Raw genomic sequence first — 22,526 nt, forward strand, 5'->3', positions numbered from 1 at the left:
TCGGAAACATACTTCCCTAAGGTAGTGTATTGTTCGTATTTCCGATTAAACACTTTAGTTATGTCCCAGCCTCCTCATTAAATACTATTCTGTCATTCCTTGCATGGCTGTGATTAAGGCTAGCTTGTACACGTCCTCTGCATTACAACCACGGGATAAATCATTTACTGGTTTGTTTAAGCCTTGGAGGATTGGTCCAATGGCTTCGAACTCCCCTAAGCGTTGGGCAATTTTATAGCCAATATTTCCTGCCTCAAGGCTTGGAAAAATAAATACATTTGCTTCCCCTTTTAATGGAGAGTCTGGGGCTTTCTTCTCTGCAACCAAAGGAACGAATGCTGCATCAAATTGGAATTCTCCATCTAAGACAAGCTCCGGGGCCTTTTCCTTTGCAATTCTTGTTGCTTCCACTACTCTTTCCGTTTCCGGGCTCACTGCAGATCCTTTTGTTGAGAAGCTTAGCATGGCAACTTTCGGATCAATGTCGAATACGCGGGCTGTTTTTGCTGCTTCCACTGCTGTTTCTGCAAGGTCATTTGCATCTGGAGCAATATTAATAGCACAGTCGCCAAAAATAAAACGCTGGTCTCCCTTTACCATGACGAATACTCCTGAAGTTTTCTTAACGCCCTCTTTTGTTTTAATAATTTGCAGGGCAGGTCGAACAGTGTCCCCTGTGGAATGAATCGCACCACTTACAAGACCTGCAGCTTTATTTAGGTATACAAGCATTGTTCCGAAGTAATTTGGGTTTTGTAGAATTTCCCGCGCTTGTTCAGGTGTTACCTTTCCTTTACGACGTTCTACGAAAGCTTCTACTAGCTCTTCATAGTCGGGGTAATCTTGAGGATCAATGATTTCCAAATCGGAAATGTCTAATCCAAAATCCGATGCCTTCGGCTCCATAACTTGGTGTTTCCCTATTAGAACAGGATTCAATATCCCTTCTTTTTTCAGTCGGACAGCAGCCTCCATAATCCGCTCATCTGTACCCTCTGGAAAAATAATGGTTGGGTATGCTTCTTTCACTTTCTTTGCAATGGCAGTAAACATGTCACTCACTTTCATTTCCTCCTTTAATTCCAGTACTTCTCTTTTACTATCCATAAGGATACTCTTTCTTCATGAAAAAATAAATTATTCCATGGTAAAAATGGGAAAGTTTAAATTTTCTGAATGTACACTTTTTCACAATCGCTCCATTTCCCATTAAAAACAGTATTTACGTTTCCCTATTTTTGTAATCTTTAGTATAATTAATGAATAGTCATTCATTTTCTAACTATTATGATAATAGAGTGGTTTACACATAAGATTTTTTAAAAGGGGGAAAATCATGAGTTGTGAAGCACTGTTTAAGCCCATATCCATCAACACACTTACCTTAAAGAATCGTGTCATTATGGGATCTATGCATGTTGGCTTAGAAGGTTTAGAAAATGGAGTGGAAAAATTAACAGAGTTTTATAGACTGCGAGCCAAGTACAATGTTGGCCTAATTGTAACTGGAGGTGCAGCTGTTAACAAAGAAGGCAGCGGTGGTTTAGATTTCATGACTATATATGAGGAAAAGGATGTGGAAAGGTGGAAACCATTAGCGGCAGCAATACATAACGAAGGGGCTGCCATCGCTCTCCAGCTTTTTCACGCAGGTAGATATGCCTATAAGACCCTTACAGGCATGGACCCAGTGGCCCCCTCTTCTCTAAAGTCACCCATTAATCCTGACGTACCTAAAGAATTAAGTCACGGTGATATTTTAAAGACCATTGAGGATTTTGCAACAGGAGCAAGAAGTGCAAAAGAAGCAGGGTTTGATGCTATAGAAATTATGGGGTCGGAAGGATATTTAATCAATCAATTTGTTTCTCCCGTAACGAACAAAAGGAAAGATGCTTGGGGAGGCAGCTTTGAAAATCGCATCGCCTTTTCCTTAAACATTGTAAAGGCAGTTAGGGAAGCAGTTGGGCGTGATTATCCAATTATTTTTCGCATGTCTGGTTTAGATTTGATTGAAAACAGCACAACTGAAGAGGAAACCTTTCAATGGGCTCAGGCATTGGAAAAAGCAGGTGTGGATCTATTAAATGTAGGAATAGGCTGGCACGAATCCCGGGTACCTACCATATCCATGAAGGTACCGAGAATGAACTTTGTCCCCGTGGCAGAAGGAATAAGACAGCACGTGAATATTCCCGTTGTGGCCAGTAATCGGATAAACGACCCACGAGATGCCAATCGGATTTTGGAAAAGGGTACGGTGGATTTAGTATCTATGGCCCGGCCTTTTTTAGCGGATCCGAAAATTTTAGCAAAGTCATTGGAAGGCAGATTTGATGAGATCAATACTTGTATTGCTTGTAATCAGGCCTGTCTCGATCATGTATTTGAAGGACAGCCTGCCTCCTGTCTTGTGAACCCAGAAGCAGGGCGAGAAACGGAACTTTCTTTAAACCCTACCTTCCACCCCAAAAAAGTACTGGTTATTGGAGGGGGTCCTGCCGGGTTAGAAGTGAGCCGAGTGGCTGCAGAAAGGGGGCATTCCGTAACCCTTGTTGATCAAAACGGGGAGATCGGCGGACAACTCAATTATTCTAAGCGTATTCCAGGGAAAGAGGAATTCTATGAAACATTACGTTACTATCGAGTACAGTTAGAACTCCTTGGTGTAAAAGTAATATTAAATAAACAAGCAACTGCTAACAGCTCCTTTGTTCATGAGGCAGACGAAATTGTGATAGCAACGGGCATAAAGCCGAGGATTCCCAATATTCCTGGCATTGACAATCCTTCCGTAGTATCTTATCGGGATGTTTTTGAGGGGATTGCTCCTTATGGCAAGGAGGTTGTCATTATTGGTGGTGGTGGTATTGCCTGTGACTTAGCTTTGTTTTTAAAGGAAAAAGCTACAGAGAAGATTACTCTTCTTCAACGTGGAAAATCCTTTGCCCGAGGTATTGGGAAAACAACCCGCTGGGCTACGTTAATGGAGTTACGGCAAAAGGGGGTTGAAATGATTGGCGGGATTGAAAGTTATAACAAAATGGAAGGTGCTACTGTATTTTTTTCACGTGAAGGAAAAGAGCATATTATTTCCGGCGACACCGTTATTCTCGCTTCGGGCCAATTAGTAAATAATGAGCTTGCAGACCAATTGAAACGGCTGGGAAAAAGTATTCATGTTATTGGCGGAGCAAAGCATGCCTTAGGCTTGGATGCGAAAAATGCTATTTATGACGGAGCTATAGTAGGTAGGAAAATCTAAGCAATTTTAAGGGGGGCTTTTTAGGCCCCTGGTTTGGTTTTTCCGTGTGGAACAAGTATAATGTAAGGAGAAAAATATATTTTTTCAGGTACATACCGTTAATGATTATCTTGAATGGAGTGAAGGTTAATGAGTGAACCGGCAAAAACGCTAGAAGGATGGTATTGTCTTCATGATTTCCGTACGATGAACTGGGCAGCATGGAGAAAGCTTGATTCAGAAGAGCGGGAAACGATTATGGGTGAATTTCTTCATTTACTAGATAAATGGAATACGACGCAAGCGCAGTTTGAAGGAAGCCATGCGTTATATACGATTGTTGGACAAAAGGCGGATTTCATGATTATGTTGCTGCGTCCAACAATGGATGAACTTAATGTGCTAGAAAATGAGTTTAATAAAACACGATTTGCAGAATATACTATTCCGGCAAATTCCTATGTGTCTGTTGTGGAATTGAGTAACTACCTTCCTGCTGATAAGGATCCAAATGAGGATCCAGAAATTCAAGCTCGCTTGAAACCAATTTTACCAAGATGGCAATACGTTTGCTTCTATCCAATGGACAAGCGTCGTCAAGGTAATGACAATTGGTATATGCTTTCTATGGAAGAACGTCAAAAGATGATGCGCAGCCACGGAATGATTGGCCGTGGTTATGCTGGTAAGGTCCGTCAAATTATTACGGGCTCTGTAGGCTTTGATGACTGGGAATGGGGAGTTACTCTCTTTGCACACGATGTGCTTCAATTTAAAAAGCTTGTTTATGAAATGCGATTTGATGAAGTAAGTGCCCGATTTGGTGAGTTCGGTTCCTTCTTCGTCGGTACGCTTCTAGAGGATTCTAAAATAAAATCTTTTTTACACATTTAAAACTGTCCAACCGCCTTTTATAAAAAGGGCGGTTTTTTTATGTAGCCCTCCTCGCAAACGAAATTTTCACTATGGAGTATGATAATTCCCCACCACTGAGTATGAAAATTTAAAACTGCATTGGAATGAGTGAAGCTCCGCGAGACTCCTGTGGGATTTTTCTTTGGAAAAAAGGATGGGTATTTTTATCAGTTTGTCTTGTGTCATAGGCACCTTTCTTTAGTCATAAACATACAATAGTGATTGTAGCATTGATGATTATAGGCGGTATATTTACGTCTTAAATGCTCCTGCTTCAACATGATTTTGCATCGATTTGTTCAAAGGGGGTGTTTTGATGGCTGTAATTAAGGCTCGGGAAAAGGATGTTAAGTTGTTGGGCCGTTTGATGAGGGCTGAGGCTGAGGGTGAAGGCGAACTTGGAATGCTTAAGGCTGGAAATGTAATGGTGAATAGGGTTCGGGCTAATTGCCTTGATTTTGAGGATATTATCAATGTGGAAAAGATGGTCTTTCAGTCTCCTGGTGGTTTTGAGGCGGTTCAAAAGAGTTATTTTTATCAGCATGCTCGGGAGAAGGATATGCGGTTAGCTCGGAAGCTTATTAAAGGTGAGCGTTATCATCCTGCAGAGTTTGCATTGTGGTTTTTCAGACCTGAAGGGGCTTGCCCTGCTCAGTGGTGGGGTCAATGGAACTCGGGCCGGTATAAATTGCATTGTTTCTATACTCCGTTAGCGAGTGAGTGTCCGTCAGTTTATTCTACCTACTAGGTAAAAAGAGATTTATGTTACTTTTTCATTAAAAAAAAAAGAGAGCATCAGTTTTAAGGTTGAATTTTAATTAAAAAGAAGGAGTGATCGTATGTACTCACAAGGTTTTCCACCATACGGAGGATTTGGTACTGGAGGTTTCCCAACTGGAACAGGAGTCCCTGCAGGTGCTGGCGCAGGTTTCCCTACCGGAGCCGGCTTCCAACAACCAGGAACTGGCTTTCCACAAACAGGAGCGGGCTTTCAACAACCTGGGGCTGGTTTTCCAACGCCAGGATTTGCTCAGCAGCAGCCTGCACCTCCACCACCGGCAGAAGGTCAGCTTCCATTAGAGCAATCCTTTATTGAAAATATTCTTCGTTTAAATCGAGGAAAAGTTGGTACATTCTACATGACTTTCGAAAATAATGAGCGTTGGAATGCAAAGGTATTTAAAGGAGTTGTAGAAGCAGCTGGTAGGGACCATATTATTTTAAGTGATCCTCAAACTGGTAAGCGATTCTTATTACTTATGGTTAACCTTGATTATGTCACCTTCGATGAGCCTTTGAAGTATGAGTATGATTGGCCTGGAGCAACTGCACAGAATAATTTTGCAGAATATTACGGCCAACAGCAAGCTGCTCCACAGACAGGATTAGCAACATACGCTCCACGGGATGATGAGTAGGCAATAAAAAGGAGGATGACCCAAAAGGAATACACTTCCTTATTGGGGCATCCTCTTTTCATTTATATTTGGAGCGCAGCAATAAACAGTAGTACCCATCCGATTAGGAATGCTAGTCCTCCTAAGGGGGTGATGGCACCTAGAACTGAAATCCCCGTTAAGCTCAGAACGTAAAGGCTTCCTGAGAACAAAATTATCCCTATAAAGAACGCCCATCCTGCTCCATTAAGGAGTCCTAAAGATGGAAGGAATTGTGTCAAGATTGCAACAGCAATTAGGGCAAGGGCGTGTATCATATGGTATTGTACCGCGGTCTGAAATGTTTCTAAGTACCCCGCCGATTCAAGTCTTGGTTTCCATGCATGAGCACCGAATGCTCCTAACGCTACAAATAAAAAAGCACTTAAGCTCCCTAGTATTAAAAACAATTTCATACATGTCGTCTCCTTTGATCAAATGTAATTTACGTCTGATCAAAGGATAGCATAGAAAACCGTATTTTTCCAAAAACATGAGTGGCATTAATTTTATCTGTTTGCGGAAAAAACCCTTAATGCCTTTTCCATTTGTTGCGCTTCTTCCCGAGAATCTGTATGAATAATGATGTGGTCTCCGGTAACCTCTAAATTAACATGCTTAAAGCCTTGTTCATGTAAAAAATCCGATACAATGGATGCATCTTCTTTTGGTAAAAGCATAGTGTGAGTGCCCACAAAATGATTATTAACAAAAAGCTCGTAGCGATCGTCATTCAATTTCATATTCCTATCCGTTACGTTGTCCAAGTTATCTGTTGGGACTAAAAATATTGGAAGTCCTGCTGTCCAACTAGCTTGCCCATTGATAAAATTCATAGTACTAAACCTCCTTTCTCTCTATTTTTTCCGAACTTTTTTAAAGAATGTATTCCTTTTCTTTGCACGCAAAAACTTTTATGGACTATAATTATTTATATTTAAGGAGGCTGAAGCGTAAAGCAACTTCCAAATTTAGCACTGCCAAAAGTAGTTTTCATTTATCGTGGTGTCTAATAAGACATGGGAGTTTTGAAAAAATAAAAGGAGTGGTTCTGATGCAGGAAAAGGTAACGGTCCGTACATACACAATGGATGACTTTAATAAGCTTTTAACCATCCAAAAAGAAGCATTTCCACCTCCCTTCCCTGAGGATCTATGGTGGAATCGGGAACAAATTCAAGCCCATGTGGATACGTTCCCACAAGGGGGCATGATTGCAGAGTATGATGGGGCGCCTGCCGGTTCAGCAACCTCCCTTATAATTAAATACGATGGTTCTCCCCATACTTGGGAAGAAGTGGCCGATAACGGATATATAAAAGGAAGCCATGAACCTGATGGTGATTCCTTATACGGAATTGATGTGTGTGTACGCCCGAAGTTTCGGGGGCAGGGAATTGCAGGAGCATTATATGAAGCGCGGAAAAAATTAGTAGTGGAGCTTGGATTGAAGAGGTATTTAGCGGGATGCCGAATTCCAAATTTTCATGAGCATGCTGAGGACATGTCCGTTGAAGAATATGTGGAAAAGGTTGTGTCTGGGGAGATTAAAGACTTGGTATTATCGTTTATGCTTCGCCAAGGGTTGAAGCCAATCCAAATCATGGAAGGATACTTAGATGATGAAGAATCATTGAATTATGCGGTTATTGTGGAGTGGCGGAATCCCGAAATAGAATAGGTTGCATATTTTAAGTACAAGATCGGTAACTTAAACTTGCTTTAGGTTACCGTTTTTTCATTATCTTCTTAAGCTAATTTTTCATTAAAAATCAAGCAAGCTGTCACTTTCCGGTTTTTCATCTTCGTCATAAACTGTTAGACGTTCTATTTCGTCTGTGATAGAACGTGATTTTTTACCTGTAACATCTTCAACTGTTGCATGCTTCACTTTTGGAGCTGTTGTTCCTGCAGACTGTGAGGAAGAAAGAAGCAATTCACAATAGGTTTTAATTGCCATTGCTTGATCACGATAAGCTGAAGATGATTCATCCTCCAGTGTTGCTTTTAGCTTAATTAATTCTTCTTCCATTTTTTCAACTACAATTCTTGCTGGTATATTCATCTTTGTCTACACCTCTTATATTAGGTCTTTAAAAATAGGATGTGCCAAAAGGTCAATGTTAAGACAGACATCAGTAATAATGGTAATGGCTCCATTGGCCGTGCGTCTCTATGAGAAGAACACTCATAGAGACTTTTAAAAGATTACGGCCATTCCGCTCATTACAACTTACTTATCAGTAAGTTCCATAAATGTGTCTACGTCTGCTTTTACTTGGTCGATGGCTTTTTGCCAGAATTCTGGTTGAGTTAGGTCCACATCTAGGTGTTTTTTCGCTAGTTCTTCCACTTCTAGGCGACCAGTGTCTCTAAGAAGTTCGATGTAGCGGTCTTCGAAAGCTTCTCCTTCTTCTGCGGCCTTTGCGTAAATTCCCATGCTGAACAGGTACCCGAATGTATATGGGAAGTTATAGAATGGTACCCCTGTAATATGGAAGTGAAGCTTTGATGCCCAGAAGTATGGTGAGTACTCGCTAAGGCCGTCACAGTATGCCTCCTTCTGCGCTTCCACCATTAATTCATTTAAGCGTGGTACACTAACAAGACCTTTTTTACGTTCCTCATAAAATCTTGTTTCAAACAAGAAGCGTGCGTGAATGTTCATAAAGAATGCTACGCTGCGATTCAATTTATCGTCTAATAATTGAATCTTCGCTTCATTTGTTTTTGCCTGTTTCACTGTAGCGTCAGCAACAATCATTTCAGCGAATGTTGATGCTGTTTCTGCTACGTTCATGGCATAGCGCTGGGACATTTGCGGAAGATCATTCATGACATATTGGTGATAGGCATGGCCAAGCTCGTGAGCTAAAGTTGCTACGTTAGATGCTGATCCGCTGTATGTCATGAAAATACGGGACTGCTCACTTACTGGAAAGCTTGTACAGAATCCACCTGGGCGCTTTCCTGGGCGGCTTTCTGCTTCAATCCACTCTTTATCAAAAGCCATTTGTGCAAAGTTACCCATTTTGGGACTGAACTTATTAAATTGCTCCACGATCATTTCCGCTGCTTCATCGTAGCTTACTTCTTCAACGTTCTCAGAAAGTGGTGCACTTACATCATACATAGCCAATTTATCAATGCCTAATAGCTCAGCTTTACGCTCCATGTATTTGACGAAGGTATCTTTGTTTTTCGTAATCGTATCCCACATGACATCAAGTGTTTCCTTCTTCATGCGGTTAATTTGTAGTGGCTCCTTCAATACCTCGTCCCAGCCCCTTGCTTCGTATGTTTGAAGACGGAAGCCTGCTAAATGATTTAATGTGTTACCAAAAAGTTCAGATTCTTGTTCCCATGCTTTTTCTGATTGGTCAAAAACATGTTTACGGAAGTTACGATCAAAACTGCTCATTTTGTTTGCTGCCTGCCCTACAGAGTATGATTTCTTTTCGCCATCCTCTTCAATCTCAACGGACATGCGGCCAACGATGGTGCTATATAAATCACCCCAAGCGTGATAACCATCTACACCTAACGCTTGAATAAGCTTTTCTTTGTCGGCTGGAAGCTTATCCTTTGCGTTTTCACGGCGCTCATTTAAGTTAAAGACAATTTCCTTCATATCCCCTAAAGCAATGAATTGATTCCACTCCTGTTCAGAGAATGCTAAAAGTTTTTCATCGATAGTCGTTAAAATGGAAGCATAGTTAGAAGCAAGCTGTTTTGTTGTTCCACCTAATAATTTTGCCTTATCATCCTTCACATTTTGAGCTAGCAAGCAGCCCACAAATGCCCCAACTTCCCTAACCTTTTTTCCAACCTCTTGGGCACGGTTTACTAATCCTGCCCATTCCTCAACACTATCTGAAGCATTGTCTGCGTCTGTTTGAAATATTTTTAATTCCTTTTCTAATTCTGCAATGGCTGCTTTTAATGCTGGAGACTCACTAGTTCCCCCTTCAAAAATTGCATCTAAATCCCAAACCTGTTTATACTTTGCCGTCATCCCGAACCCTCCTGTAACTATGTTGTATTTCTTCTCCTAATAGACGTATTTGGTCTGACTCGTAAATATGGACACCGCTGCTTTCCTCCTGTGCCACCATGTACATCGCCTTTGCCAAGTACGTTCCCTTTACTGGTTTATACTTTCCATACGGTCCTACGAGGAATATGGATAAGGGTTTTCCTATGACCTCTGCTGCTTTTTCTCCAATTCGGAGCTCTTCCCTTTTTCCAACAAGAAGAGACGGGCGAAAAATATGTAAGGAACGAAGCTCTAAAGCAACAAGTGCTTCTTCAAGCTTTCCTTTTACACGGCTATAAAAAAATGCTGCATCACGATCTGCCCCAATAGACGTCACGATTAAAAACTGTCTCACATTTGCTTCCTTTGCCAGTTTCCCCAGCTTCAAAGGATACGTATAATCTACCTTCATGAATTTCTTTTTAGATTTTGCTTTCTTCATGGTGGTTCCTAAACAGACAAAAACATCCTCAACACCGTGAAGTAGTTCCGAATGCTTCTCTAATTGGTCAAAATCTATCACATACTCTTTCACGATAGGTTGGTCAATATTGGTTTTCCTCCGGGTTACGATTCTTATTTCATCATATGACCCACTTTGGACAAGCTCCACAAGGACATTTTTACCAATTAACCCTGTAGCACCAGCAACCAATGCCTTTTTCAAGCCATTTCACCCCTGATTAATAACCGTATTATTATCAATGTATCATGAATAATGCGAAAAATGAAAGGATTACTATTTCGAAACCCGAAAAATTTTTTCCTGTAAAAAACATCTCTTTAACGTCTAAATCGAGTAATCAAAATAAATAACATTATATGCGAAAAAGCTTTTACTGAAGGTAATACTTGTATAGGGCTTGGGTTCCGGAGTTCTCCTCTCCTTGCTCTGCCAATTGCTCATATAACCCCTTTGCTACGGTTAATCCTGGTGTCTTTAAGCCTAATTCCTCTGCGGAGTCTATAGCTATTTTCATATCCTTTATGAAATGTTTAATGTAGAAACCTGGTTCGAAATCTCCGTCAATCATTCGCGGAACTAATTTACTTAAGGTAAAGCTGCCTGCGGCACCCGTTTCAATACTTTTTAGGACTTCCCTTTGATCTAACCCTGCTTTTTTAGCGTAAACAATGGCTTCACATGCCCCCATCATGGTACTAGCGATGGCAATTTGGTTGGCCATTTTCGTATGCTGCCCTGATCCTGCTGGTCCTTGTAAGCGAATGTTTTCACCCATTAATGAAAAGATTGGGTGCATTTCGTCAAAGGCTTCCTTTTCTCCCCCAACCATAATGGCTAGTTTTCCGTCACGTGCGCCAATATCGCCTCCAGAAACTGGGGCATCTAAGGCAAAAATACCTTTCTTTTTCGCTTCATCACTGATTTTCTTCGCCAAAAGTGGCTTGGATGTTGTCATATCAATCACATAGGAGCCTGGACGAGCATGGTTTAGAATACCATTTAACCCCAAATAAACCCCTTCCACATCAGATGGGAAGCCAACTATCGTAATAACTACATCCGATTTCTCCGCAAGCTCTGCTACCGTTCCACACCAATTCGCACCGTTATTCAGCAACTCTACAGCCTTTTCCTTTGTACGGTTATAAACATTGAGCTCATGTCCACCGTTCATGAGATGCTTTGCCATGCTTTTCCCCATAACTCCTGTACCGATAAAACCGATTACCTTCTTTTCGCCCATTTTATTTTCCTCCTCTAATTATAGTTCTACTGGAAGCTCCCAGTTGATTTCTGTTATTTCATTTTTTCGTAAAAACTCATTGGTCCTTGAAAAAGGCTTACTTCCGAAAAAACCCCGATTGGCAGAAAAGGGGCTTGGATGGGGGGAGGTTATAATGTGGTGATGGGAAGCGGTTATTAGCTCCCTTTTTTCTTCTGCATGCTTGCCCCATAAAATAAATACAACAGGTTGTTCCCGTCGGTTTAACGCCCTAATAACCTCATCTGTAAATTTCTCCCACCCCTTCCCTTTATGGGAGTTGGGTTCATGGGCTTTAACGGTTAACACGGTATTTAACAGAAGCACTCCCTCCTCTGCCCAACTTTGCAAATAACCATGGTTTGGGATTGAGTGGCCAAGGTCTTTGTGAAGCTCCTTATAAATGTTTTTCAAGGATGGTGGTACTTTCACATCTGGTTGGACAGAGAAGCTAAGACCGTGGGCCTGACCCGGACCGTGATACGGATCTTGCCCTAGGATTACGGCCTTCGTATTTTCATAGTTAGTTGTATGTAATGCTTGAAAGATATTCTCCCACTTAGGAAAAACTAGATTACTCCCTTCCCTATATTCCTTTTCTAGAAACTGCTGTAGCTCTAGAAAATAAGCTTTCTTGAATTCCTTGCTGAGCTCTTTTTCCCAATCATTTGTTAACATTCTATTTCTCCTCACTTAAGCTCTCTCCCTAATAATATGCTTCATCCCTTCCCGAACACTTAAGGGAGATAAATCCTCCGAGCGAATAAACGCTTCTACACTTTCAGGGTCCGTTTTAGAATATTCCCTCAAGGCCCAACCAATTGCCTTTCGGATAAAAAAATCTTTATGATCCTTATTATCACGGATTAACCCATAAAGAAGGTCTGCATTTGTTTCACCTTTATATTTTAATTGAAATAACAAAGCTGTTCGCCTTAACCATAGATTTTCATGGTTTCTCCAAACTGGAATATACAAGTCTAGTAGATGGGACTCCCTGGCGAACAGCTCTCCTACTATGTTTGTAGCAATGGTATCTACCGTATCCCACCAAGATTTAGTTGTAATTAATTCCTCTATCCAAGGGACATGCTCCGGAAGAATCCAACGAGGGCGCCTCACCATCATACTCAGAACAGCATATTGATATTCCCTTTCTGGCAAATTCCAAGCCCCTTGTAAAAAAGTTAATGGTAACTCTTCTAAGTTAAGAATATCTGTATTGCAATAAAATTGTTCCAATAACCTCCTTCTTTCTGGGGTCTTTATACCCAGAAAGGAGAAATGATTTTTCATATAGGCAGTCATTGGAGTGGCATTTTCTTCATTTTTATTAGCTTCGAATAGCTCTTTCAAGACTTCCAAATACATACATTCCACCTCCAGTTTCCACTTTCTGAATTGACTTAATGAGCCATTAGTACTATATTAAAATAAATGGTAAATTGTGAGAGTTTATTTACTCAAGAGGGGGCTCCATGATGGCAAAAATATTAATAACTGACGATGCAGCATTTATGAGAATGACATTAAGTAAAATGATTACAGATGCAGGACATGAAGTTGTTGCGGAGGCTGCGGATGGATACGAAGCTGTAGCACTGTACAAACAACATCGTCCTGACTTAGTAACAATGGATATTACTATGCCTAATTTAGATGGGGTTGAAGCCCTCAAACAAATTAAAGAAATAAACCCTCTGGCAAAAGTACTCATGTGCTCAGCCATGGGGCAGCAAAACAAAGTGGTGGATGCTATTCAATATGGCGCCATCGATTTTATCGTAAAACCCTTTGATGAAGCTCGAATGAAAGAAGCCATAGAAAATGCATTATCACGATAAATTGAGCAGGAAAAACCTACTGGTTTTTGCATAGGTTACTCCTGCGATTACTCGTCGCAAGAAAAGATTTGTTGCTTTTCCACTGGAGTCGCCGCCTTTCGCTTCTCCAAGCTTTTAAAAAAAAGCAACAAAGTTTGTGAAAACAGCCTTGAGAAAAAAGTTAAAGTGTTACAAAAGTTTCTTTACTTCTTCTAAGGTTGGCAAGGCTGACATGGCACCCTTTTTAGAAGCGGCTAATCCCCCTGAGACAGCTGCAAAATGGGCAATTTCCTCCACTTCCTTTAAGGTAAGCTCCCCAAGATTTTTCTCCAATGCCTGGAGATGATAGAGAATTCCGGAAACATAGGCATCACCTGCTCCTGTTGTATCTACAGCCTCTACCTTCATAGGGGACACCTTTACATAACCTTCCTTTAAAAATACATAGCTGCCCTCTGCCCCTAAAGTAACGATAGTAACGGGAATATTATAATTGGTTAGCTTTTCTACTCCTTGAATAACGTCCTTTTCTCCAGTGAGAAACTCTAATTCCTCTTCTGATATTTTCAAAACATCCGCCTCTGTAAGCATGGAAATAATCGTTTCCTTAGCTTTTTGTTCGTTTTCCCACAAGTCTAATCTCAAATTGGGGTCATAGGAGACAATTAATCCATTTTGTTTTGCTAGCTCCACTGCTTTCTTTGTTGCTGATCGAGAAGGTTCACCGATTAAACTAATGGAACCAAAATGTAAGACTCGATAATCCTGGAAAGGGACATTCTGTACTTCTTCACTATCTAAAAAGCGATCTGCACTTGGATTTATGTAAAATTCAAAGCTTCGTTCTCCACCTTCTCCTAAGGTCACAAACACAAAACCAGTGCGGACTTCCTCTGTCTCATACATATAAGTTGTGTCTACATTATAGCTTTCGAGAGTTTCCTTTAAAAATCCTCCTAAAACATCCTTACCCACTTTTCCTAAAAAGCATGTTTTCACGCCAAGCCTTCCTAACCCAACCGCCACATTGGCTGGTGCTCCACCAGGACTTTTTTGATAGTTAAAATTATTTTCATCTAATGGAATAAAATCGATTAGTGCTTCACCTAAACTGATTACACCCTTTTTCACTATTTTTTCCTCCTAAACTATTGCTATTGTTCCTCATTATACTTTTCCATATCTCAGAGGGCAATACCAGTCTCCCTCTATTGTAGTTTACATAAAAACTGTTAAAATAAAGTTATTCGTTTTAAACGGAATTAAACCCGATTTAATCTATCGGAAATATATATTTAGGGTGGGATACATGTGAAAAAAGTATATATTATTCACGAAAATGACGAGTGGACAAAACCACTTTTGGAAGCTTTAGAAGAAGAAGAAGTTCCCTTTGAGGATTGGCATTTAGATGCAGGATCGGTGCCATTAGATGAAGCCCCTCCAGAAGGAGTTTTTTATAATAGAATGAGTGCTTCCTCCCATACTCGGGGACATCGCTTTGCCCCAGAATTGACCCATGCTGTTTTAACATGGCTAGAAGCCCATGGCCGAAGGGTCTTAAACGACAGAAATGCCCTACAATTGGAATTAAGCAAGGTTGCACAATATGAAGCATTAAAACGATTTGGAATATTAACACCGAAAACCACTGCTGCCGTTGGAAAAAAAGCGTTACTAACTGCTGCAGAAAGCTTCCCAACTCCATTTATCACGAAGCATAACCGTGCTGGGAAAGGGTTGGGTGTTCATAAGTTTGATTCGGTGGAGGCATTACAAGCTTGGATTGAAACGGATCAATTAGAACCTTCCGTAGATGGTGTCATGCTCCTTCAAGATTATATTTATGCACCCACACAAACCATTACTCGTTGTGAGTTCATTGCAGGGAAGTTTATGTACGCCGTTCAAGTAGATACGTCAGAAGGGTTTGAGTTATGCCCTGCAGAAGCATGTGTAATCGGGGATCAGTTTTGTCCAACAGACGGCTCAGAGCCAGCTTCACCAAAGGCTAAGTTTCAAATTATCGAAAACTATAACAACCCTGTAATAGAAAAATATGAAAAGTTCCTCCAAACAGAAGGGATATATTTTGCTGGAATTGAAAATATTACAGATGCTGAAGGTCGAGTATTTACGTATGACGTAAATACAAATACGAATTATAATCCTCAGGCTGAGCAAAAGGCTGGTATTTTTGGAATGAAGGAAGTTGCCCGTGCTCTAAAAAGAGAGTGGGAAAATCTATAAGCAAGTTACACGACAATTCTGTTCGTTTTTAGTATGATAAAACTACTATTTTTAGTTTAACGTGCTTCAGGAGGGGTTAAGTTTGAAACCAATTGATCCGCAAAAGGTGCAGGAAAGCCTTTCAAGTTTAATAAATCAAAAATTGTATGTTCATTTGGAAACCACGAATGGAGCCTATGCCTCCCATAAAGATGAATCCTTCTTTTCAGCAGGTGCCTTTATTCGAAATGCCCAGCTCACTTTTTTGCAAGGAAAAATCAAGGGCAACGGCCCTTATCGAATCGGGCTTGAAACAGAGCTTGGCTGGTTATATGCCGAAGGATTGACTGATTGGGAAATAGATGAGCAAAACAGGTTATTATTTGCCGGACATGACTCAGAGGGAAAATTAGCTATCGCATTTGAGCTCAGTACGGCTCCTTTCCCTAAATAATTGTTGAATAGGTAAAATAATTTTCAACTGGAAGTGATCTTATGAAACAGCACGTATTAGTTGTTTTTCCCCATCCTGATGATGAAGCATTTGGGGTAGCTGGAACGATTATGGCTCATACAGATGCAGGTGTCCCAGTAACGTATGTATGTTTGACCCTTGGAGAAATGGGACGCAACATGGGGCGCCCCCTAATCGCTAATCGGGAAACATTACCTGAAATCCGTAAACAAGAATTGAAAAAGGCTTGTGAGGTCTTAGGAGTTACGGATTTAAGGATGTTTGGAATGCGGGACAAAACAGTGGAATTTACGGACCAAGAGGTGCTCATTAACCGCCTTTTAGAGGTAATCAACGAGATTGAGCCATCTCTAGTCATTACATTTTATCCGGGGTATGCTGTACACCCGGACCATGATGCCACAGGTGCAGCAGTTATTCAAGCAATTAAAAGATTACCCCAAGGGGAAAGACCTACTTTATATGCCCTCGCCTTCTCAAAAGGAGCAGAGGATATATTAGGTCCACCAGATGTGGAAATATCCATTGATAAATTTGCTGAAAGAAAAATTAAGGTATTAGAAGCTCATGAATCTCAAACAGCCGGCTTCGTAAAAGGTATGAAACAGCGTTATGAAGAGAAGGATGAAGCGGTTGTAAAACAATTAACCCTTGAAAGATTTTGGACGTATCCAATAGATGAGTAGAAGATTGAAGAATGATTGTAGGTAAGCGAGCATAGTCTACGGAATGCTCGCTTATTTATTGACTGAAAGAAACTATTTTTTTCATGAAAAAACTGTGTCCTTTCCATATAAATTAAAGGCTGTTATTCTCCAACTTTTCATGCTTATAGGGCATTGACTCACCGGACATTACTTGTAGATTTGCTAAAACTTTATTCGGGGACAGAACTTGGAATGAGAAGGTGCGATACTGATTTGGAAATTTTGCAGTTATCTCTACAATAAGGCCTTCCACTTCATATCGAACAATTTGATCTGCTTCAATAACTGTCTTAATTTTTCTAAAAACAGGAACGAAGAGAACAAACTTTTCTGTTATAACTAAAAATCCCCTTCTCTCCAACCGCAATCTTACTGCATCTGTAATCAAAACGGGTTCCTCTTTTACCATTGCCCTAACTTTTTGTTTTACGATAAAACGGAAAAGATAATCCACACCAAAGGTCAGGACAAATGCAGTCAAAATGCATATTAATGCAAAATACCAGCCCCATTGCCAGAAGAGAAGTCCCCCTGCTACACCAAATAAGAGCCAGGAAATAACATACCTGAAATACTTATCCGTTATTGGTCTTGATCGTACATTCATTTTTTCACCACCTTTGTTATTTGGAATATTTAGTTACTTAATATAACATAATATATGAGTATAGAAAATAGTTTTTTACTGATTTTTTAAACTTTTCAAAAATCTACTGAATTCCTTGAAATTCAACCGTTTTCCCAGACATTTTTCTACAAAACCTTCGACTTATTTCTACTTAAAACGGAACGAGCTTCTATATATTATTTTGTTAATGTAATAATCAAGAAAACACTTCTTCCTATTTCCTTTCTTTTATTTCGCATATATATTCCCTTCTATGATGATATTTCCGTTGCAGAATCCTTTCGTTCCTTTTTGGTAACATTAAAAGACTGATTTTTTTCATATTGGGAAAAATAGTGACGCACGGCCCAACAGCTTAGTATCGGGAAGCCCTTCCCACTAAGATATTTCAAACTTTCCCTGTAAACTGTTACAATATGGTTGACGTCTAATGAAAAAGAAAAGGGAGAATGTTATGAAACAATTTGAACAGAAATTAGAAAAATATGCTGAATTAGCTGTAAAAATTGGTGTGAATATTCAAAAGGACCAAACCCTTGTAGTAAATGCCCCTATTTCATCTGCTGACTTTGTTCGACTTGTTGCAAAAAAAGCATATGATGCTGGTGCTAAAAACGTTCATGTGGAATGGAACGATGACGAGCTTACACGGTTGAAGTATGACATGGCTCCTTTTGAAGCCTTTAAAGAGGCTCCAGTTTGGAAGGCAAAGGGTTATGAAGAAATGGCCGAAAATGGTGCAGCTTTTATGACTATTAAATCCACAGACCCAGAGCTATTAAAGGGTGTAGACCCAGAAAAAATAGCTGCTGCAAATAAAGCTGCAGGTCAAGCGATGGATACGTTTAGAAGTTACATACAATCAGATAAGGTTAGCTGGTTAGTTATTTCTGCCCCTTCTAAATCTTGGGCAGCAAAAGTGTTCCCAGATGCTGCAGAAGAAGAGCAGGAAGCTAAGCTTTGGGAAGCTATGTTTGAAGCAACTCGTGTAAATACAGATGACCCAGTTGCTGCTTGGGAGCAACATGACCAAAATTTACGGGAGAAAGCTGCATTTTTAACAGAGAAGCAATACAAGCAGCTGGCGTTCAAAGCACCTGGGACAGATTTAAAAATTGATCTTCCTACAGGTCATATTTGGTTAGGCGGCGGTGGTCCAAACCAGGACGGCGTTCATTTTGTGGCTAATATGCCAACAGAAGAAGTATTTACTGCTCCTAGCAAAGATGGAGTAAACGGAACTGTTCGTAACACTAAGCCGTTGAACTATGGTGGAAATACGATCGACGGATTTACATTGACATTCGAAAATGGTAAAGTGGTGGACTACTCCGCTGAGGTAGGTGGAGACACATTAAAACACTTATTAGATACGGACGAAGGTGCCCGCCGTCTAGGCGAAGTAGCCCTAGTTCCACATAGCTCGCCTATTTCTCAATCTGGAATTCTATTCTACAACACGTTATACGATGAGAATGCATCTAATCACATTGCATTAGGAAGCGCTTACTCCACCTGCTTAAAGGACGGGGCGAAGATGTCTAAGGAAGAGCTTTCTAAGAATGGCTTGAACACAAGTATTACTCACGTTGACTTCATGATCGGGTCTCGAGAAATGGATATCGATGGTGTATTAGAAGACGGAACAACAGAAGCAATCTTCCGTGATGGAGAATGGGCAATTTAAATAGTTCTTAGATGTGTGAAAATTGGAAGACCTTGATGAGCTGGTTTGCATCGAGGTCTTTTTTTGACCTACAGTTATCCCCCCTACTTCAGACTACTTCGTTTTCCCTTTTGCTTTTGACACCCATATTACTCAGGCTTGTACGTTATCCCTATAAAAATTTCCATTTTTTTAATAAAACGTTTCTATTTTTTCAGAAAATTATATATAATAAGAACAATTAAATGTACAAGGGGGTATTAAATTGGAAGCTTTTGAAAATTTCATTGGCGCGGTTAATGATGTCGTATGGGGTCCACCGATGCTCATCTTAATCGTAGGAACAGGTATATTTTTAACGTTTCGTCTTGCATTTTTACAATTCCGTACTTTACCTTACGCGTTAAAACTTGCCTTCAGTCCAAAAGCTCAAGACAAAAAGTCACCTGGGGATATTTCGCATTTCCAAGCATTAACGACAGCATTAGCAGCAACAATAGGTACTGGTAACATTGCCGGGGTAGCAACTGCAGTGGTTCTCGGGGGTCCTGGTGCTGTTTTTTGGATGTGGATTTCAGCTTTATTTGGTATGGCTACGAAGTACGCCGAGGCTATTCTTGCCGTTAAGTACCGTGTGAAAAACAGTCGTGGTGAGTACTCTGGTGGTCCGATGTATTATATAGAAAAGGGATTGGGGTGGAAGTGGCTTGCTGTATTATTTGCTATTTTCGGAGCCTTTGCTGCCTTCGGTATCGGTAACCTTGTACAATCCTTTAACGTATCGGATACGTTAAATGTTAACTACAATATACCTACATTTATAACTGGTATCGTTTTAACTGTTTTAGCTGGCCTTGTTATTCTTGGTGGAATTAAGAGTATCGGTAAGGTAACATCTTATATCGTTCCGTTTATGGCACTATTCTATGTTATTGCAGGTCTAATCATCATTGTTACAAACTTAGATCTTGTAGGTAGTGCAGTTAGTACTATATTTACGGAAGCCTTCTCACCTGCTGCTGTCATTGGGGGTGGAATTGGTGCGGCTATCCGTTACGGGGTTGCCCGTGGGGTATTCTCCAACGAGGCAGGTCTCGGGTCTGCGCCGATTGCTGCAGCAGCTGCAAAAACAGACTATCCTGGACGCCAAGCCCTTGTTTCTATGACACAAGTATTTATTGACACCATTATCGTGTGTTCCATTACTGGTATTTCCATCGTTATGGCGAACCAGTATTTCGATGGAATGAACGGTGCAGCCTTAACGTCTGCTTCCTTTGAATTCTTCTTAGGCGGGGCCGGCGCTGCAGTTGTAACAATTGGTCTTACTTTCTTCGCCTTCTCAACCATCTTAGGTTGGTCCTACTATGGAGAGAAGTGTTTCGGTTACCTCTTCAAAGAAGAGAACGTAAAATACTATCGAATTGCCTTCGTACTTGCCATATTCATTGGGGCTATTGCATCTCTTGACATCGTATGGGGAATGGCAGACGCTATGAACGCCATGATGGCAATACCGAACTTAATTGGCCTACTTGCACTTTCTGGTGTAGTAGTTGCTGAAACAAACCGTTTCTTGAAGGTCGCTAAAGCAGAAAAGGAAGGAAAAGATGTAGATCCACCACAGTCAGTGAATAAATAAAATTAAACTCTGTTAACTTAATAGCTAAAGCCCGTTGTTTCCCCAACGGGCTTTGTTCAGGATAACAAATTATGCATAAATCCTATTAAAATATGAATAAAGTATACCTTTATAATTAATTTATTTATGGATAGAGTATTAGACTGTCTGTAAACATAAATAATAGTTTTTTTAGTATAAGTATTAAAATAACACTTGTGGAATTCTATTAATTACATTAAAATTAACGCTAGTGAATTTTTATTAACTTTCGAGGTGGTTATTTTGAATTCAAATAATAGTGACCAAACGTCACAATCAGCTATATGGAAGTTTCTCCTACCTTCATTATTAGGTATAGGATTATTTATGATTCCTTTCCCTGCTGGAGATGGAAGCTATAAAATTACCGTTTCTGTATTGGCAGATTGGTTAGGGGGATTATTGGAAGCTGCTCTCCCTGCCATTATGATGTTAATTATCTTTTTAAGTGTTTTAGGAGTAATTATACAGAAATGGGCTAAACCAAAAGCGTTGGTTAACAATCCTTTCTTTGTAAATTTGTTTGATATTAATCCATTTTGGTTTACTATCCGTATTATCGCTTTAGTCCTTGTTTTCATGACTTTCTTCAAGGTTGGTCCGGAGTGGGTTCATGATGATTATACTGGAGGACTTTTGCTTTACGATCTATTACCAATTCTCTTTACTATCTTTTTATTTGCAGGATTATTTTTACCATTATTATTAAATTTCGGTTTATTAGAGTTTATTGGTTCCCTTTTAACAAAGGTAATGCGACCACTATTTAAACTTCCTGGTCGATCTTCTGTTGACGCCTTAACTTCTTGGTTAGGTGATGGAACATTAGGGGTAGTTTTAACTAATAAGCAATACGAAGAGGGCTTCTACTCAAAGCGTGAAGCTGCTGTAATCGGTACAACATTCTCTATTGTATCCATTACGTTCTCCCTTGTAGTACTTGAATATGTTGAGTTAGATCATATGTTTTTACAGTTTTATGGAACAGTATTTTTAGCTGGTCTTGTTGCAGCAATCATTATGCCTAGAATTCCGCCATTATCAAGAAAGTCAAATACGTATGCCAACGATCAAGAAGGTCAGTTAGATGAATCCATTCCAGCTGGTCACACCCCTGTTAGCTGGGGACTTAAAATGGCGAAAGTCCGAGCGGAGAAGAACTCTAACGTCGTTGGATTTTTCCAATCAGGTTTTAAGAATGTGTTAGATATGTGGATGGGCGTTGTTCCTGTCGTTATGGCCATCGGAACCATCGGGGTAATTATTGCTGAATTTACTCCAGTATTCACTTGGTTAGGAACACCATTTGTACCGATACTTCAACTTCTGCAAGTTCCTGAAGCTGCTGCTGCTGCGGAAACATTAGTGGTTGGTTTTGCTGATATGCTATTACCTGCAATCTTCGCTAGTGGCATTGAAAGTGAAATGACACGCTTTATCATTGCCTGTGTGTCCGTAACTCAGCTTATTTACTTGTCTGAAGTAGGGGGAGTGTTATTAGGTTCGAAGATTCCAATCAAATTCAGAGACCTAGTATTTATATTCCTATTACGTACACTGATCACATTACCAATTATTGCATTAGTTGCACATATGATATTTTAATAAAACAGGCGCTTTCCGGAGCGCCTGTTTTTATTATCCATAAACTAATTCCCACATTGCTCTTCGGTGGTGAGGATTGGCTGGATCCACACCACAGTTCATTAACCAACGGGCAGCGTAATCTCTCGTTTCCTTTGAAATTCTAACTTCGCAGCAATGGGCCAATCTATCCACAAGTCCATAGGCACCTGCTGGCGATCTCAATTCATGGAATGTACAAGAACGAAGCACCTTATAGACTCTGCAAGCAATGACAGGATTGGCGATCTTGCATCGAAATTGATGCATTAAATATGGATCAATACGATGTCCCATTTCTTCACCTCCTTATAAGCATTGTATGAGCTTGTTTCCATGAAGGAACGGCATTCT

The 22,526-nt window shown here is 40.2% G+C and carries 24 protein-coding genes; 12 read left to right on the forward strand and 12 right to left on the reverse strand.

The window, feature by feature from the left end:
- Window positions 1-84: 84 nt before the first annotated feature.
- Window positions 85-1,062: a phosphate acetyltransferase gene (pta, locus tag J2S74_RS23720; RefSeq protein WP_307331135.1), complete on the reverse strand. Its 978-nt coding sequence runs from the start codon at window positions 1,060-1,062 to the stop codon at window positions 85-87.
- Between the two features lie 274 nt (window positions 1,063-1,336).
- Between pta and J2S74_RS23725 the strand changes: the two genes are divergently transcribed.
- The 4 genes from J2S74_RS23725 (at window position 1,337) to gerQ (ending at window position 5,577) form a co-directional block, all read left to right on the forward strand.
- Window positions 1,337-3,265, forward strand: a complete 1,929-nt coding sequence (locus tag J2S74_RS23725) for an oxidoreductase (RefSeq protein ID WP_307331058.1) — start codon at window positions 1,337-1,339, stop codon at window positions 3,263-3,265.
- A 129-nt stretch (window positions 3,266-3,394) separates the two neighbouring features.
- The gene (gene hemQ / locus J2S74_RS23730; RefSeq protein ID WP_307331060.1) at window positions 3,395-4,138 is read left to right on the forward strand and encodes a hydrogen peroxide-dependent heme synthase; all 744 of its coding nucleotides are present in this window, start codon (window positions 3,395-3,397) and stop codon (window positions 4,136-4,138) included.
- A 337-nt stretch (window positions 4,139-4,475) separates the two neighbouring features.
- Window positions 4,476-4,907: a cell wall hydrolase gene (locus J2S74_RS23735; protein WP_307331061.1), complete on the forward strand. Its 432-nt coding sequence runs from the start codon at window positions 4,476-4,478 to the stop codon at window positions 4,905-4,907.
- A gap of 91 nt (window positions 4,908-4,998) precedes the next feature.
- Window positions 4,999-5,577: a spore coat protein GerQ gene (gene gerQ / locus J2S74_RS23740; RefSeq protein WP_307331063.1), complete on the forward strand. Its 579-nt coding sequence runs from the start codon at window positions 4,999-5,001 to the stop codon at window positions 5,575-5,577.
- Between the two features lie 62 nt (window positions 5,578-5,639).
- Here gerQ and J2S74_RS23745 read toward each other — a convergent pair whose 3' ends face one another.
- Both J2S74_RS23745 and J2S74_RS23750 read right to left on the reverse strand, forming a co-directional pair.
- Window positions 5,640-6,011, reverse strand: a complete 372-nt coding sequence (locus J2S74_RS23745; RefSeq protein ID WP_307331066.1) for a DUF423 domain-containing protein — start codon at window positions 6,009-6,011, stop codon at window positions 5,640-5,642.
- 93 nt (window positions 6,012-6,104) lie between these two features.
- Window positions 6,105-6,431 (reverse strand): hypothetical protein, encoded by a 327-nt coding sequence (locus J2S74_RS23750; RefSeq protein ID WP_307331069.1) that lies wholly within the window; start codon window positions 6,429-6,431, stop codon window positions 6,105-6,107.
- A gap of 218 nt (window positions 6,432-6,649) precedes the next feature.
- Between J2S74_RS23750 and J2S74_RS23755 the strand changes: the two genes are divergently transcribed.
- Window positions 6,650-7,276: a GNAT family N-acetyltransferase gene (locus J2S74_RS23755; RefSeq protein WP_307331071.1), complete on the forward strand. Its 627-nt coding sequence runs from the start codon at window positions 6,650-6,652 to the stop codon at window positions 7,274-7,276.
- Window positions 7,277-7,360: 84 nt separating this feature from the next.
- On the opposite strand, the gene J2S74_RS23760 is transcribed toward J2S74_RS23755, so the two are convergent.
- From J2S74_RS23760 to J2S74_RS23785, 6 genes are all read right to left on the reverse strand, one after another.
- The gene (locus tag J2S74_RS23760) at window positions 7,361-7,660 is read right to left on the reverse strand and encodes a YwdI family protein (protein ID WP_307331073.1); all 300 of its coding nucleotides are present in this window, start codon (window positions 7,658-7,660) and stop codon (window positions 7,361-7,363) included.
- 168 nt (window positions 7,661-7,828) lie between these two features.
- On the reverse strand, window positions 7,829-9,610 hold the full coding sequence (locus tag J2S74_RS23765) for a M3 family oligoendopeptidase (RefSeq protein WP_307331076.1): 1,782 nt from the start codon (window positions 9,608-9,610) through the stop codon (window positions 7,829-7,831).
- Window positions 9,594-10,298 (reverse strand): NAD(P)H-binding protein, encoded by a 705-nt coding sequence (locus J2S74_RS23770; protein WP_307331079.1) that lies wholly within the window; start codon window positions 10,296-10,298, stop codon window positions 9,594-9,596. The genes J2S74_RS23765 and J2S74_RS23770 overlap by 17 nt, the downstream gene beginning before the upstream one ends.
- Before the next feature lie 169 nt (window positions 10,299-10,467).
- The gene (locus J2S74_RS23775) at window positions 10,468-11,340 is read right to left on the reverse strand and encodes an NAD(P)-dependent oxidoreductase (protein ID WP_307331082.1); all 873 of its coding nucleotides are present in this window, start codon (window positions 11,338-11,340) and stop codon (window positions 10,468-10,470) included.
- Window positions 11,341-11,358: 18 nt separating this feature from the next.
- On the reverse strand, window positions 11,359-12,036 hold the full coding sequence (locus J2S74_RS23780; protein WP_307331086.1) for a uracil-DNA glycosylase: 678 nt from the start codon (window positions 12,034-12,036) through the stop codon (window positions 11,359-11,361).
- Between the two features lie 15 nt (window positions 12,037-12,051).
- Complete coding sequence (locus tag J2S74_RS23785) at window positions 12,052-12,729, reverse strand: DNA alkylation repair protein (protein WP_307331089.1); 678 nt, start codon at window positions 12,727-12,729, stop codon at window positions 12,052-12,054.
- Between the two features lie 110 nt (window positions 12,730-12,839).
- On the opposite strand from J2S74_RS23785, the gene J2S74_RS23790 reads away from it, so the two are divergent.
- Window positions 12,840-13,202: a response regulator gene (locus tag J2S74_RS23790; RefSeq protein WP_307331091.1), complete on the forward strand. Its 363-nt coding sequence runs from the start codon at window positions 12,840-12,842 to the stop codon at window positions 13,200-13,202.
- 168 nt (window positions 13,203-13,370) lie between these two features.
- Here the strand turns inward: J2S74_RS23790 and J2S74_RS23795 are convergent, their stop codons facing one another.
- Window positions 13,371-14,312 carry a carbohydrate kinase family protein gene (locus J2S74_RS23795; protein WP_307331093.1) on the reverse strand — a complete coding sequence of 314 codons (942 nt, stop codon included), beginning with the start codon at window positions 14,310-14,312 and terminating at the stop codon, window positions 13,371-13,373.
- Window positions 14,313-14,492: 180 nt separating this feature from the next.
- On the opposite strand from J2S74_RS23795, the gene J2S74_RS23800 reads away from it, so the two are divergent.
- The 3 genes from J2S74_RS23800 to bshB2 all read left to right on the forward strand — a co-directional run bounded on the left by J2S74_RS23800 (window position 14,493) and on the right by bshB2 (window position 16,571).
- On the forward strand, window positions 14,493-15,431 hold the full coding sequence (locus tag J2S74_RS23800; RefSeq protein WP_307331096.1) for an ATP-grasp domain-containing protein: 939 nt from the start codon (window positions 14,493-14,495) through the stop codon (window positions 15,429-15,431).
- A gap of 82 nt (window positions 15,432-15,513) precedes the next feature.
- Window positions 15,514-15,864, forward strand: a complete 351-nt coding sequence (locus J2S74_RS23805; protein ID WP_307331098.1) for a YojF family protein — start codon at window positions 15,514-15,516, stop codon at window positions 15,862-15,864.
- A 41-nt stretch (window positions 15,865-15,905) separates the two neighbouring features.
- Window positions 15,906-16,571 carry a bacillithiol biosynthesis deacetylase BshB2 gene (gene bshB2, locus J2S74_RS23810; RefSeq protein ID WP_307331101.1) on the forward strand — a complete coding sequence of 222 codons (666 nt, stop codon included), beginning with the start codon at window positions 15,906-15,908 and terminating at the stop codon, window positions 16,569-16,571.
- 112 nt (window positions 16,572-16,683) lie between these two features.
- Here the strand turns inward: bshB2 and J2S74_RS23815 are convergent, their stop codons facing one another.
- Window positions 16,684-17,199, reverse strand: coding sequence for a hypothetical protein (locus J2S74_RS23815; RefSeq protein WP_307331104.1), 516 nt, complete (start codon window positions 17,197-17,199; stop codon window positions 16,684-16,686).
- 475 nt (window positions 17,200-17,674) lie between these two features.
- On the opposite strand from J2S74_RS23815, the gene J2S74_RS23820 reads away from it, so the two are divergent.
- The 3 genes from J2S74_RS23820 (at window position 17,675) to J2S74_RS23830 (ending at window position 22,154) form a co-directional block, all read left to right on the forward strand.
- Window positions 17,675-18,907: an aminopeptidase gene (locus J2S74_RS23820; RefSeq protein ID WP_307331108.1), complete on the forward strand. Its 1,233-nt coding sequence runs from the start codon at window positions 17,675-17,677 to the stop codon at window positions 18,905-18,907.
- Between the two features lie 244 nt (window positions 18,908-19,151).
- Window positions 19,152-20,528: an alanine/glycine:cation symporter family protein gene (locus tag J2S74_RS23825; protein ID WP_503128594.1), complete on the forward strand. Its 1,377-nt coding sequence runs from the start codon at window positions 19,152-19,154 to the stop codon at window positions 20,526-20,528.
- Between the two features lie 264 nt (window positions 20,529-20,792).
- A complete protein-coding gene (locus J2S74_RS23830) occupies window positions 20,793-22,154 on the forward strand; it encodes a YjiH family protein (protein ID WP_370876062.1) in 1,362 nt (453 codons plus the stop codon).
- A gap of 33 nt (window positions 22,155-22,187) precedes the next feature.
- Here the strand turns inward: J2S74_RS23830 and J2S74_RS23835 are convergent, their stop codons facing one another.
- A complete protein-coding gene (locus J2S74_RS23835; protein WP_307331111.1) occupies window positions 22,188-22,469 on the reverse strand; it encodes a hypothetical protein in 282 nt (93 codons plus the stop codon).
- Between the last annotated feature and the right edge of the window lie 57 nt (window positions 22,470-22,526).

It is taken from the genome of Evansella vedderi (assembly GCF_030813435.1).
GTDB classification, from domain to species: Bacteria; Bacillota; Bacilli; order Bacillales; family Salisediminibacteriaceae; genus Evansella; species Evansella vedderi.